Here is a 12,691-nt window from a genome sequence, read left to right as displayed (position 1 = left end):
AATTTTAGAGGCAGCATCATCATGCAGACCATCGCATTCACCACCGACGCCGACGGCATCGCCACGCTGACGATCGACGTTCCCGACCAGTCGATGAACGTCATCGGCCCGGACTTCCTGGCCGATCTCGACGCCGCCATCACCCGCATCGCGTCCGAGGACGCGATCAAAGGCGCGGTCATTGCGTCGGGCAAGGACAGCGGCTTCATGGCCGGCATGGACCTCAAATATTTCGGCTCCATGCTCGCAACCAGGGACGGCAGCCGCCCCGCGCCCGCCGCCATCTTCGACCAGGTCTTCGTCCTCAACCAACTGTTTCGTCGCCTCGAAACCTGCGGCAAGCCGGTCGCCTGCGCGATCGAAGGCACCTGCGTCGGCGGCGGCTTCGAACTCGCCCTCGCCTGCCATCGCCGCTTCGTCGGCGACAGCAGCAAGACTCAGCTTGGCTTGCCCGAAATCCTCATCGGCCTCTTTCCCGGCGGCGGCGGTTCGCAACGCTTGCCGCGCCTGATGGGTGTGCAGGCCGCGCTCATGTATATGCTGCAGGGCAAGCTGTTCCGCCCCGCCGAAGCCGCCATGCTCAAGGTGGTGGATCAGGTCGTGCCGCAGGGCACGGCGCTGGAAGCCGCGCAGGCCTGGGTAAAGGCGAACCCCACCGCCACCGCCCAGCCCTGGGACGTAAAAGGCTTCAAATTCCCCGGCGGCGTCGGTCAGTTCAACCCCGGCTTCGTCCAGACGATGGTCGGCGCGCTGCCCATGACGCTCAAGCAGACGCAGCGCAACATGAACGCACCCGTCGCCCTGCTCTCGGCCGTCTATGAAGGCGCGCAACTCCCCTTCGACCGCGCGATCCGCATCGAAAGCAAATATTTCGCCAAGGTCGCGGCCGATCCGCAGGCAAGCAACATGATCCGCAGCCTGTTCGTCAACAAACAGGCCGCCGAACGCGGGGCGCGCCGTCCCAAGGCCGAACCCAAGGCTCCCACCATGAAGCTCGCCATGCTCGGCGCAGGCATGATGGGCGCTGGCATCGCCACCGTCGCCGCGCAGGCGGGGATGGAGGTCGTGCTGTTCGACCGTGACATCGCCTATGCGGAAAAGGGCAAGGCCCATGTCGAAACGGTGCTCAAGAAGCGCCTCGGCAAAGGCATGACGCCGGAGAAGATGGCGGCAACGCTCGCCCGCGTGACGCCCACCGCCGACTATGCCGATCTTGCAGGCGCGGACTTCGTGATCGAAGCGGTGTTCGAGGATGTCGCGATCAAGGCCGAAGTCACCAAACAGGTCGAAGCCATCCTCGGCCCGGACGTGATCTTCGGCTCCAATACCTCCACCCTGCCGATCACCAAGCTGGCGACCGCCTGGTCCAAGCCCGCCAACTTCATCGGCGTCCATTTCTTCTCGCCGGTCGAAAAAATGCCGCTGGTGGAAATTATCCTGGGCAAGGAAACCGGCCCGGCCGCCATTGCCAAGGCGCTCGATTTCGTCGCCCAGATCAAGAAGACCCCGATCGTCGTCAATGACAGCCGTGGCTTCTACACCTCGCGCTGCTTCGGTACCTATGTGCAGGAAGGCGCGGAACTGGTCGCCGAAGGGATCAACCCGGCGCTCATCGAAAATGCCGGCAAACAGCTTGGCATGCCGGTCGGCCCGCTCGCGGTCAGCGACGAGGTCTCGATCGAGCTGGGCTATAAGGTCATGACGGCCGCGAAGAAGGAACTGGGCGACGCCTATGTCGTGCAGCGTTCCGACGACGTCATGACGCAGATGGTCGAGCGCGACCGGCTGGGCCGCAAAAATGGCAAGGGCTGGTACGACTATCCCGAAGGCGGCAAGAAGATGCTGTGGTCGGGCATTGCCGACCTCTTCCCCCGCGCCGACGATCAGCCCGATGTCGAAGCGGTGAAGGAACGCCTCCTCTATCGCCAGTTGATCGAATGTGCCCGCTGCTATGAGGAAGGCGTACTGGAAACGCCGGAAGATGGCGATATCGGCGCGATCTTCGGCTGGGGCTTTGCGCCCTATACCGGCGGGCCTTTCGCGCATATGGACACGGTCGGCATCGCCCATGTCGTCGCGGTGCTGGATCGGTTGCGCGCCGCCCATGGCGACCGCTTCGCCGCCACCGAACAGTTGCGCGCCATGGCCGCCACCGGCGCAACCTTCTACCAGTCGGTGCCAGACCGCGCGGCGGCATGATCGGACTGTAAATCTTAACGACGCTAAGCTACGTCTCCCCGGCAGCAGTTGGGGAGACGTTTTTCTTATGCGCGAAAAGCCGACGGTACTGGTCACGGGCGGCGCTGGCTATATCGGCAGCCATGCCGTGCTGGCGCTCAAAGATGCTGGCTATGGCGTAGTCGTGATCGACAATCTGGTCACCGGCTTCCGCTGGGCCGTCCCCGAAGACGTGCCCTTCGTGCAGGGCGACATTGCCGATCAGCCGCTCGTCGAAGCGACACTGCGCGATCATGGCATCACCGCAATCATGCATTTCGCCGGTTCCGTCGTCGTGCCGGAGTCGGTCGAAAACCCGCTCAAATATTATCACAACAACAGCGCCAAGACCCGCGACCTGATCGACAGCGCGGTGCGCGTCGGCGTGCCTCATTTCATCTTTTCCTCCACCGCCGCCACCTATGGTACGCCGGACGTCGAAGCGGTGCGGGAAGACACCCCGCAACAGCCGATCAATCCCTACGGCATGTCGAAACTGATGACCGAATATATGCTGCGTGACGTCGCGGCGGCGCATCCGATGAACTTCTGCGCGCTGCGCTATTTCAACGTCGCGGGGGCCGATCCACAGGGACGCACCGGCCAGTCGACGGCGGGCGCGACCCATTTGATCAAGGTCGCCGTCGAAGCCGCCTTGGGCAAGCGCGAGAGCGTCGCCATCTTCGGCACCGACTTCGCCACGCCTGACGGCACGGGGGTCCGCGACTATATCCATGTCAGCGACCTCGCCGCCGCCCATGTGCTGGCGCTCGAAGCGCTGATGGCGGAGCCGGATCGCAATCATTTGCTCAATTGCGGCTATGGTCGGGGCTTTTCAGTGCTGGACGTGCTCGACGCCGTCGACCGGGCCACCAACAATCCCATCAAGCGCATCATGGCCCCGCGTCGGGCGGGCGATCCCGCTGCGCTGATTTCGGACAATCGCGCCATCCTTGCCGCCTTCCCCTGGCAGCCGCGCTATGCCGATCTCGACCTGATCGTCGCCCATGCGCTCGCCTGGGAGCGCGCCTTGGAGACTCGCGCATGAGCGAAGCGTCGGTCCGCGCCTTCTTCGCCGCCCAAGCGCCTGACGTCACGATCATCGATCAGGGCGTCAGCACCGCCACCGTGCTGGAAGCCGCCGCCGCGCTCGGCGTCGAACCCGCCCGTATCGCGAAGACCTTGTCCTTGCGCGTCGGCGATACCGTTGTGCTGGTCTGCACCCGCGGCGACGCGCGCCTCAACAATGGCAAGGCCAAGGCCGCCCTTGGCGCAAAGCCCCGAATGCTGGGCGCAGACGAGGTCGAAGCGATCACCGGCCATCCGGTCGGCGGCGTCTGCCCGTTCGGCCTGACTGCGCCACTTGCGATATATTGCGACATATCGTTACAAGCCTTCGATACCGTCTTCCCCGCCGCCGGTTCCCGCACCACCTCGGTCGAACTCACACCCGACCGGCTCGCCGCCTTGACCGGCGGACAATGGATCGACATCTGCACCCTCCCGGAAACAGGGGATTAATTTCCATGCCGACCGAACATCATTTCACCGACAGCGCTCATGCAGCCGCCGACATAGCCGCCCGCATCGCCGCCACATTGGAACAAGCCATCGCCACCCGCGGCGTCGCGACCCTCGCCCTGTCGGGTGGCCGCTCCCCCCGCCCAGTACTCGAATCATTGTCCGCTTCGCTGTCCGATTGGAGCAAAGTGATCGTCACATTGGTCGACGAGCGCTGGGTCGATCCGACCGACCCCGACAGCAATGAAAAGCTCGTTCGCGACACCTTGCTGCAAGGCCCCGCCGCCGCCGCGCGCTTCGTGCCGATGAAGAATGCCGCCGCCGACGCCTATCTCGGCCAGCCAGCGGCGGAGGCGGACTTCGCCGCCCTCCCCTGGCCGCTCGACATCATCCTGCTCGGCATGGGCGATGACGGCCACACCGCCTCGCTCTTCCCGCAAGCCAAGGAACTGGACGAAGGCCTGTCCAGCACGGCGCTGACCATCGCGGTCACGCCGCCCGCCGCCCCGCATCAGCGCCTCTCGCTCACCGCCCACGCCATACTGTCCAGCCGCCACATCTTTTTGCAGATCAGCGGCGCCGCGAAAAAAGCCGTCTATGATCGCGCCATGGCGGGCGGCCCCGTCGAGGAACTGCCGATCCGCGTCGCCCTGTGCCAGGACGCCGTGCCGGTCGATGTCTGGATCAGCCAGTAGGCCCGGCCAGTTCCACCGCCCGCGCAAACACCGCCTCGAACATCTCCGCCGTCAGTCGGCCGGTATTCTGGTTGTAGCGCGAGCAATGATAGCTATCGATCAGCATCCGCCCGTCGGGCATGCGATGTTCGGCCAGATGGGCAAAGCGCGCCTTGGGCAACCGGCCGCCCAACACCTTGACCGCCGACTGGTGCGCGATCTGGCCCAGCGCCACGAACACCCGCGCATGGGGCAATGCCGCCACGCCCTGCGCCAGAAACGGTCGGCACTTGTGCACTTCGTCGGGAACCGGCTTGTTCTGCGGCGGCAGGCAGCGCACCGAATTGATGATGATCGCGTCCTTCAGCACCAGCCCATCATCGACCCGCGCATCATAGACGCCCTCGGTCAGCCCGAATTTCGCCAGCGTCTCGAAGAACAATAGGCCCGAATCATCCCCGGTAAAGGGCCGCCCCGTCCGGTTCGCCCCCTGCTTGCCCGGCGCCAGCCCGATGATGCCGATCCGCGCCAATGGATCGCCAAAGGCCGGTACCGGCGCATTCCACCAATCGGGATGTTCGACACGGCATTCCTCGCGCAAGGCGACAAGGCGGGGACAGAGCGGACAGTCGCGCGGCGGTTCGGTCGGTTCAAGGGGGCTTTGCAGGATCATGGGCAGCAGATAGGCGCTGATCCATGGCCGACACAAGCACGCACATCTATGCCCTGGCCTTGGGGTCCAACCGGCCGCTCTCCGCACGCCGCACCCCTGCGCGCCTGCTCGACGAAGCGGTCGCGCTGATCGGACAGCAGATGCGCGTCATCGCCGTCGCGCCTACGATCGCAACGCCGCCCATGGGGCCATCCTCGCGCCTCTATGCCAATAGCGCGCTGTTGGTCGAAAGCCCCCTGCTCCCGCCCGCTTTGCTCGCCCTGCTCCAGTCGATCGAACACCGGCTCGGCCGCCGCCGCCATCGCCGCTGGGGCGCGCGCAGCGTCGATATCGACATCATCCTCTGGTCCGGCGGCACATGGGCCAGCCGCTTGCTCACCATCCCCCATAGCGCTTTCCGCCAGCGCGCCTTCGTGCTGACCCCGCTGGTCGCGATCGCTCCGCGCTGGCGCGATCCCCTTTCGGGCCTCACCGTCCGCCATCTGCACGCCCGCCTGCAAAAGCACACGCGAAGAGGTTGACCATCGCGGTTCCCCCTATTAGGGCGACCTCCACCGCTAAACGGGTCCATAGCTCAGTCGGTAGAGCAACTGACTTTTAATCAGTAGGTCGCTGGTTCGAACCCAGCTGGACTCACCACCGGAACCCTTGTTATCATTGGGTTTTCCGCCGTGGTGATTTGCGCGTTTCGACATTCATTTCGACAGCCATTTCTACAAATTGCGGCTGTTCACGCACTGTTCTGGCGTGTGATTCTGGCCTTCCGAGCTTTCTCGCTCGGCCCAATCTTCATGGTTGATGTCCTTCTTAGAAGATGGGTCCTGCAAAATCAGGCGATGCTTTTGGCGTGCAATAACGCTGGGAAACGCGGCGCAGGCATATGCGAAAGCCTCCTCTGTTTCTGGCCATCCAAAGCCGCGCACATAGAAACCTGAGTTGGAGGCACCGCGCTTATCAACGGATCGGTCCCACCAATAGAACGCATACCAGAACGTCAGGCCGCCGCATGTCCACCACACCCGGCCATCTGGATTGTCAGGGCGCTTTCCGTTTTTCAGGAGGCCACCATCCATGAGGCCGAAACCCCAAGGCAATTGCAGCGCTTTCGCCTCCTTTTCCCATAGGGATTGCCCGGATTGATCGTGGAGATAATGCCCCGGCTGGCCCCATGGGCCAAAATAGAGCGCCTTCTGGCCAGCCTCTTTGCTGCGATCGATGGCCGCCGCAAGATTGAACCCGCTCATTGTCCCGATCCTTGAAGGGCTGGATCATTGTGGCCTGGCATGGTGTTCCAAGATTTTATCGCTTCACCATTCCTACCTTCGCCAGGGCCCAATAGATTGCAGTCAAAGCATTCGACATGCTTCCAGCCGTAACCATATTCGATAAGATCGGGGTCGCCTCCATCAGCACAACGCGGACAAGGCCTGATTTTCTGATAGGTCACTTCGCATCCTTCTCATCGCGCTCGCCGAGCGCCTGGATATGCTCACGCCGCTTGAGCGCGATCCGGCGGCCCTTCTCGGCCGTCGCCTTGTTGTAGGTTCGCGTCTGCGCGAGCGTCTTGTGGCCGGAGATCGGCCGAACATCATGCTCGCCCGAATCGCCGATCTCGGTGATCCCGCCGTGGCGAAAGCCGGTGAAGGTCATTTGCTTGGGCAGGCCCGCCTTGGTGCAGATCTTGCGATGCACCGTGGACAGCCAGCGCTGCTCGAACGGCTGGCCGTTGCGCTCATCGACGATCATCGGGCCGGTCGGCTGGCCGAACTCATCGCGCGTCGCGCGCTCCATAAGCTGCTGCAGCTCATCCTCCAGATCGGGGTAGAGCTGCACCACTTCGCCATCGACCTCGATCGCCAGGTCCAACCACACTGGATTGCCCGTCTTGCGCTGCACCAGCGCCATGGCGATCCCCGGCTTATAGACGGACCATTGCAGCCCGGCCGGAGGGTCACGCCCCTCCTTCACCGCCTCTTCGTCTGGCCACAGGCCAAAGACCTGGCTGACGCGCTGGCATGCCTCGAAGCATAGCGCCGCGGCGGCGGCGATGTTTTGATAGCCCATTGCCCGCGCGGTCGCCCGGTAGAGGTCATATTCGTCGCGCGTGGTGGGCCGGTTCTCACCAGCTGGCGTGCTCTTGATCCCCATCCCCGCGAACGGGTTTTCCTTCACGCCGGTGGTGCGCTTGTGCCGGACTGCCCATTTCCAGACGAGGCGGCAGACCTGCATGCAATAGGCCGCTTCGCGCTCGCCCTTCTCGCGCAGCTTGCGGTAGAGCGTGTCGGCCGTCTCGCCGTCCATGTCGCCCGCCATGCGGTTGCCCAGCGTCCCGCCCGCCCTGGTGGGATAGGCGACGATGATCTCCATCAGGCGGCGATAGTCGCGCTGCGTCTTGGGCTTCAGGGCGGTGTAGCGCTCCTGCTCGCGATACCATTTGAACAGCCACGCGATCGAGCCGTGCTTGAGCGTCCGCCGTTCCGCGCCAACGCGCCATTCCTTGAGCGTCTCGTTCAGCCCCTCCGCCTTCTGCACGGCCATGTCGTGGCTCGTGCCCAGCGCGCAGGACTGGACGGGGCACGGGAAGCCGTGCCGCTCGGCCGGGTGCCGCTCGCCGGTCTTCGGATCCTTCACCGTCGCCCAGTGGGGCAGCTTCCAATAATAGGCATGCTCGCCCGACGCGAGTTTTACGCGGGTGACATAGGCCGGCAGTCTGACGCTCACCTTACCCATCAGAGTTCGATGCCGCCCTTCGCTTCGCTGCCGAACAGGTCGGCCAGCGCGGCGTCGAGATCCATCTTCCACGCGATCGCCTGGCCACGGGGACCGCGCGCGCGGAAGCGGACGCGGCCGATGCGCTCCCATTCTTTCAGCTGCTCGGAACTGACGCCGGTATAGACCAGCGCAAGGTCCCGTGTCATGCCAGCGGGCCAGTCAGGCAGATTTTCAAGCGCTAGGCCCATCACCCTGCTCCTTCTGGTTGCCGAGGGCGCTGTCCATGTCCTGCTGCGCCCTGCGGATGGCCTTCTCCAAGATTGAGCCGATCACCGCCTCCAGTTCGTGATTGAGGTAATCGAGCGCGTCCTTGTTGCCGACACCTGCGACGGACGATCCCCACTGCGATGCGAGGCGCAGTTGCGCGTGCTCCAGCAGGTCGTCCTGGGTGAGCCACTTCAGCGCGCGGATGGCGGTGTTACCGCGCGCGAGGCGCCATTCAAGGTTGCGACCGGCGGCCTCCGCTTCTTTGAGGAGAAGGGTCATAGCGGAACCCCGTCATGCTGGACGCCGTCGAGCAGTCGACCGGCAGCCTTCTTCCCAACTTTGCGCATTACATGGAAGCGCTCGCCATGGAAGCCACTGCCGCCAGCGAGGTTCAGCCAGCGGGATCTCCCGCCCGGCCGCTGATCATCAACATAATCATTGGTGTAATTGGCGCGCCAATCGGGATCGTCGCGCTCGCGATCGAGAGACGATTCCCATTCACCCCACTGCTTGAACAGGAATGGGACACCCGCATTCGCGCACTGGTCGCGCAGGCTCCGCGCCCAATCCGGGTGCATAGGACGGGCACGCGGTCCGCTTTCGCCTCCGCATATCACCCAATCGATCTTCCGCTTGAGTCTCCCGTCCCCGCCATTGCGGCGGCAACCGGCATCGCGGCCATACAGATTGTCGCAAGCACAATCCCCCCAGCACTCAGGATCGAGCGCAGTGCTGTCGTCGGATACCTCAGTGAGATCGATCGGCCCCAGCATTGGCTCCACCGACAGAAAGCGGACCTCAGCATTTACCGCCAGCAGCTTGGCAATATCGCGCTTCGCCTCCACCTGATTGACTACAGTGATACCAAGCCAGACATTTTCTGGAAGGCCGCCTGCTGCCTCGGCCATTTTGGCCGCATTGCCGATGCGCTTGGTCACCAGCAGCCAGTCGAGATGCGGCGTCTCGCGAATCAATTGGAACAGCTCCGAGCGCCATTGGACTGGCACCTCGTTGTCGAACACGTCAGCCAGCGACGAGCAGAATACGCGATAGCGTACCCTCTCCTTCGCCGCCCGCCTGTTCCACCGGCGTGGCTGCTCCCATGTCGATGCCGCAGTGTGTCGACGCGGCTGGCCCGCACCCCACGGCACGCCCAGCCGAGCCTGCGCCAGATCCGCCGCATAGCAATTGTCGCAGCCCGGCCCGACCTTTGTGCAGCCGATCCAGCCGTTAAAGGTGTGGTGCGCCCATTCTATTTTGGTGTTTTCAGCCATTCGCCGTTTCCCCGGTCAGCTTTTCCAGATCCGCCTTCCGCCGGCTCAGTCGCCCGACGATATCCGCGAGATCGCGCTCAGCCTTTTCAACGGCATCGGCCATCCACTCTATGCCAGCCTTGGCGCTGTCGATTGCCCAGATGCGCACCAACCCCGCATCAGGCGAGAACGTGTTTTCGTACTGCATACAGCCGTCGTGCGTGACGTTCGGATAACCAAGCTCCTCGCACCGCTTTTCGATGATATCCCCACCCTCATAGGTGAATACCGGGATTGATCGCTCGAACCCGTCGGCCTGCGCTACGAGTTCAGCCAGCTTGAACGGGTCGGCGTCCATCTCGCTTTGATAGCGGTCGAGCAGACCGTCCCGGGACCATCCCCGGCCGGGATCGTACCGCTTGGTGATCTCACCGCGATCGGCGCTGATGACGATGATGTCATGAATATAAGGCGAGCCGATACAGATGCCGTCACTGGTGACCTGCACAAAATGCTCGATGCGATAGTGATCGCGGACAGCTTTCCAGCCCATTACACCGCCTCCCCCGCCCGGCCCGCGCCGATCGACGCCGGGCGCGCGCCGTCCTCCAGGCTCTTGCGCGCATTGATGGCCAGCCGGACGCCGTTCATATATTGCTTTGCGAGCAGCGCCCGGGCCTGCGCGTCCTTGATGCTGATCGTCCCCGCGCGCAGCGCGACGAGGTCGTCGGCGATGCCCCGGACGATTACGTCCAGGCTGTAGCGTTCGCCCAGGTCAGTGGGTGCGTCTTGCACGCGCAATCTCCTTATCCATAGCCTTCAGCAATGCGTATGCGGCGCGAAAGCCGCTCCACATTTCGAATGGCAGCTGATGTGTCTGCAGCCTGTTCTGGCCGTGTGCCCAGCAGCACGACCAGCAGACCGGTGGCGCCTGAAAGTCAGGCGAGAACGGATCGCGCTCGATTTGCTCTTCGCAGACCACGCACTCAAATGGCGGCAACGCCGGGGGCGGCGGCTTACGCTTGATGGTGAATTTGAGGCGCGGATAGGTCACAGGTCCGGCCTCCCGATCATCTCGTTATGCACATGCACCAGCGCGCTGATCGCGCCGCTCGATGCGTCGTTCTCGCCGAAGCTCACCAGAATGGTGCGCGCCTTCGTCTCATCGTCGATCGCCACGATGTGCAGGCCGTCGGCAGGCCAGATCTCATCTTCGCCCAGGTCAAGCGCGCGACGGTCGCTTTCCACCCAGCGCGCACCCCAATGCGCTCGCAGCGCGTCGCAGGCGGTATCGAATGGGTCGGGATCGCGCATCGGCACGCCATGTTCGTGGCAGAATTTGCAAGTCGCCGGATTGCGGCGGCAATGGACCAGCCGCCCCTCCGCACCCGTCTGGATGGTGTGGCAGACACCCCAGCGCGTCTTGACCAGGGTGAATTCGGAGGTTTCGGCACCGAACTTGCTCATACCGCCTGCCCCGACCATGCGGGCGCAGGAGCAGGAGCGGCAGCTTCCGGCTTCGGCAGAGAGTTCAGCGCAGTCTCAAGATAAGATCGGGCGCGGCTCAACTTGTCCTCCGCCGCCCTGACCCGTACATCGACATTGCAGGCCGTTTGGAGAGCGCCGATCGCGCGGCGTATCGCCAAGCCAGATGATCCCTCTGGCAGGTCGAGCCATGCAATAAGATCACGCTTCGCCTCTTCGAACTGGGCTACTTCCTGTCGAGCGGCGCTCATCAGATATTCTTTATGCGCAGCAACTTCCTTGTCGACGCGCGCCCAGCCTTCCGCCCGGATACGGTTCATGTCGACCGCCTGCACCTGCGCGGCGGTTATGTCCCGCGCCGCAAGCGCCACAGCCTGCCCGAACTTGCGTCGGATCGCCTCATGCTCACCCCACAGCTCGATCGCGCGCGGCATTGGTAGGCGACGCTCTACCGTCCGGCTGACCCCGTCCATCAGGAGTTTCATGCAGGCGTCGATGGGGAGTGACGCGGCAGCGCGCGTGGCCTTGCGGATGTGCCGCCAGGTCGCCGCCTTCCGCACGATCAGGCCGCATCCGACTGGAATATCGGCTGGCGTGCAAAGACCCTCGGGCACCGCAAAGACGACGGCACCGGCATACTGGAGGTATTTCTGCCATTTGCCTGACGTCGTGTCCGAACGAAGGTCCGAGCGACTGATCTTGACCTCATAGGCTGTGGGAGATGGTCGACTATAGCACCGCTCCAGCGTGTAGACGTCAGGACGGGGCGACCCGCTCGGCCCGAGTTGCATGTCGGTCCACACCATCCTCTTATCGGCGCGCAGATGCTCCGCCAGATCAGCGGCAAGCGCGTCGTGCTTCCAGCTGTGCATCATGCGGCGACCCTATCGAAGGAAACGTGCTTCCCGTCAGGGCACACCATCTCAAGCTCATGAGGGACGCGGCGGCACTCGGCTTCGGCTTCGGCCCTGGTGTATCTGCCCGCGCCGGCTGTGTCAGAGCAATAACCGGCATATTGCGAGCGATAATAGGCGCGATGGTCCCGCGCCCAGATCATGTAAGTCGGTTCGCCCCCGAAGAGGATCGTCTTCAGAGTTTGAGCGCGTCGATAGTCCATGCGCTGGACGGCAATTTGAAGCTCTGTTTCGCGGCGCTTGCGGCTGGCGCGGTCATTCCGCTTCTTGCGCAGGTCGCTAGGGGCTGCCGCGAAAATCTCGGAGCATCCTTTGTTGAACAGCATCCCGCCAGCTATGACCCACCACATATTATTGATGTGGTAGTAGGTAATCCCGCGAAGCATCCGCCCCTTATTGTCGGGCATCCAAACGATCTGACCATGTTCGAGCAGTTGATCATCGGCAGACTTCCGGTTGTAGTCAGAGTTGCAGACCGGACGGCCCAGTTCCTTGTCTGAGTGCCAGCTTTCAGCGTACCCCTTTTCGATGCGCTCCATCGGCGCCAAATTTTGGTCATCCCGCCGTTTGACTTCCAGCGGGCCAAGGGTTTCCAGCCAAGCGATGATGCGGCGGAACTCCAGTTCGACACGTAACCGGTCGAGCTTGCTCATCCGTTTCATCTTGTCGAAATCGTAACGGCGGCCGTTCTGATTCACCTGCCTAGCCGTGGTCGACCAAAATTCCACCTTCACCACGCGCCCGGAGATCTCGATGTCACAAAGAAGGGTGCCGCGAGCCCCAACGCGATGGTTAGGGCTGATGCAGCGAAAACGCCGGTGGGTCTGATCGTTCCGACCTATTGACCAACCGCGATCGCGCATTTGCCGTATGAGAGCGCCATAAATCTCGGAGCGAAACGTGCTGTCGCACGGGTCTTCCTGCCAGATGCCGATATGGCTGTCGTGGATGATTACGCTGATCGGCTGTCTCATG

The 12,691-nt window shown here is 63.3% G+C and carries 17 protein-coding genes and 1 tRNA gene; 6 read left to right on the top strand and 12 right to left on the bottom strand.

Features of this window, described 5'->3' with window-relative positions:
- Positions 1–21: 21 nt before the first annotated feature.
- The 4 genes from BSY17_RS17870 (at position 22) to pgl (ending at position 4,433) form a co-directional block, all read left to right on the top strand.
- A complete protein-coding gene (locus tag BSY17_RS17870) occupies positions 22–2,199 on the top strand; it encodes a 3-hydroxyacyl-CoA dehydrogenase NAD-binding domain-containing protein (RefSeq protein WP_069066475.1) in 2,178 nt (725 codons plus the stop codon).
- Between the two features lie 67 nt (positions 2,200–2,266).
- Positions 2,267–3,265 carry a UDP-glucose 4-epimerase GalE gene (gene galE, locus BSY17_RS17865; protein WP_069066474.1) on the top strand — a complete coding sequence of 333 codons (999 nt, stop codon included), beginning with the start codon at positions 2,267–2,269 and terminating at the stop codon, positions 3,263–3,265.
- A complete protein-coding gene (locus BSY17_RS17860) occupies positions 3,262–3,738 on the top strand; it encodes a YbaK/EbsC family protein (RefSeq protein ID WP_069066473.1) in 477 nt (158 codons plus the stop codon). Before galE ends, BSY17_RS17860 begins: the two co-directional genes overlap by 4 nt.
- A 5-nt stretch (positions 3,739–3,743) precedes the next feature.
- Positions 3,744–4,433, top strand: a complete 690-nt coding sequence (gene pgl / locus BSY17_RS17855) for a 6-phosphogluconolactonase (protein ID WP_069066472.1) — start codon at positions 3,744–3,746, stop codon at positions 4,431–4,433.
- Here the strand turns inward: pgl and BSY17_RS17850 are convergent.
- Positions 4,423–5,085, bottom strand: a complete 663-nt coding sequence (locus BSY17_RS17850) for a uracil-DNA glycosylase (protein WP_069066471.1) — start codon at positions 5,083–5,085, stop codon at positions 4,423–4,425. The genes pgl and BSY17_RS17850 overlap by 11 nt on opposite strands.
- Before the next feature lie 23 nt (positions 5,086–5,108).
- Between BSY17_RS17850 and folK the strand changes: the two genes are divergently transcribed.
- Positions 5,109–5,606, top strand: coding sequence for a 2-amino-4-hydroxy-6-hydroxymethyldihydropteridine diphosphokinase (gene folK, locus BSY17_RS17845; protein ID WP_069066470.1), 498 nt, complete (start codon positions 5,109–5,111; stop codon positions 5,604–5,606).
- A gap of 42 nt (positions 5,607–5,648) precedes the next feature.
- Positions 5,649–5,724, top strand: a tRNA-Lys gene (locus BSY17_RS17840).
- A 74-nt stretch (positions 5,725–5,798) separates the two neighbouring features.
- Here the strand turns inward: BSY17_RS17840 and BSY17_RS17835 are convergent.
- From BSY17_RS17835 to BSY17_RS17790, 11 genes are all read right to left on the bottom strand, one after another.
- Positions 5,799–6,329: a hypothetical protein gene (locus BSY17_RS17835; RefSeq protein WP_069066469.1), complete on the bottom strand. Its 531-nt coding sequence runs from the start codon at positions 6,327–6,329 to the stop codon at positions 5,799–5,801.
- A gap of 199 nt (positions 6,330–6,528) precedes the next feature.
- On the bottom strand, positions 6,529–7,815 hold the full coding sequence (locus tag BSY17_RS17830; protein WP_069066468.1) for a hypothetical protein: 1,287 nt from the start codon (positions 7,813–7,815) through the stop codon (positions 6,529–6,531).
- Positions 7,815–8,045, bottom strand: a complete 231-nt coding sequence (locus BSY17_RS17825) for a hypothetical protein (protein WP_069066467.1) — start codon at positions 8,043–8,045, stop codon at positions 7,815–7,817. Before BSY17_RS17825 ends, BSY17_RS17830 begins: the two co-directional genes overlap by 1 nt.
- On the bottom strand, positions 8,029–8,343 hold the full coding sequence (locus BSY17_RS17820; RefSeq protein ID WP_069066466.1) for a hypothetical protein: 315 nt from the start codon (positions 8,341–8,343) through the stop codon (positions 8,029–8,031). Before BSY17_RS17820 ends, BSY17_RS17825 begins: the two co-directional genes overlap by 17 nt.
- Positions 8,340–9,338 (bottom strand): phage Gp37/Gp68 family protein, encoded by a 999-nt coding sequence (locus BSY17_RS17815; RefSeq protein ID WP_069066465.1) that lies wholly within the window; start codon positions 9,336–9,338, stop codon positions 8,340–8,342. Before BSY17_RS17815 ends, BSY17_RS17820 begins: the two co-directional genes overlap by 4 nt.
- Positions 9,331–9,870 (bottom strand): hypothetical protein, encoded by a 540-nt coding sequence (locus BSY17_RS17810; protein WP_069066464.1) that lies wholly within the window; start codon positions 9,868–9,870, stop codon positions 9,331–9,333. Before BSY17_RS17810 ends, BSY17_RS17815 begins: the two co-directional genes overlap by 8 nt.
- Complete coding sequence (locus tag BSY17_RS17805; protein WP_216095576.1) at positions 9,870–10,112, bottom strand: hypothetical protein; 243 nt, start codon at positions 10,110–10,112, stop codon at positions 9,870–9,872. The genes BSY17_RS17810 and BSY17_RS17805 overlap by 1 nt, the downstream gene beginning before the upstream one ends.
- Entirely contained in the window at positions 10,093–10,371 is a 279-nt protein-coding gene (locus BSY17_RS21405; RefSeq protein WP_150125824.1) for a hypothetical protein, read from the bottom strand. Before BSY17_RS21405 ends, BSY17_RS17805 begins: the two co-directional genes overlap by 20 nt.
- A complete protein-coding gene (locus tag BSY17_RS17800) occupies positions 10,368–10,784 on the bottom strand; it encodes a hypothetical protein (protein ID WP_069066462.1) in 417 nt (138 codons plus the stop codon). Before BSY17_RS17800 ends, BSY17_RS21405 begins: the two co-directional genes overlap by 4 nt.
- Positions 10,781–11,677, bottom strand: a complete 897-nt coding sequence (locus tag BSY17_RS17795) for an MmcB family DNA repair protein (RefSeq protein ID WP_150125823.1) — start codon at positions 11,675–11,677, stop codon at positions 10,781–10,783. The genes BSY17_RS17800 and BSY17_RS17795 overlap by 4 nt, the downstream gene beginning before the upstream one ends.
- Positions 11,674–12,690 carry a hypothetical protein gene (locus BSY17_RS17790; protein WP_069066461.1) on the bottom strand — a complete coding sequence of 339 codons (1,017 nt, stop codon included), beginning with the start codon at positions 12,688–12,690 and terminating at the stop codon, positions 11,674–11,676. Before BSY17_RS17790 ends, BSY17_RS17795 begins: the two co-directional genes overlap by 4 nt.
- Between the last annotated feature and the right edge of the window lies 1 nt (position 12,691).

Source organism: Sphingobium sp. RAC03 (genome assembly GCF_001713415.1).
In the GTDB taxonomy this organism is placed as follows: Bacteria; Pseudomonadota; Alphaproteobacteria; order Sphingomonadales; family Sphingomonadaceae; genus Sphingobium.
Note: the sequence above shows the minus strand (reverse complement) of the source record. Positions and strands in the feature narration are given on the sequence as shown.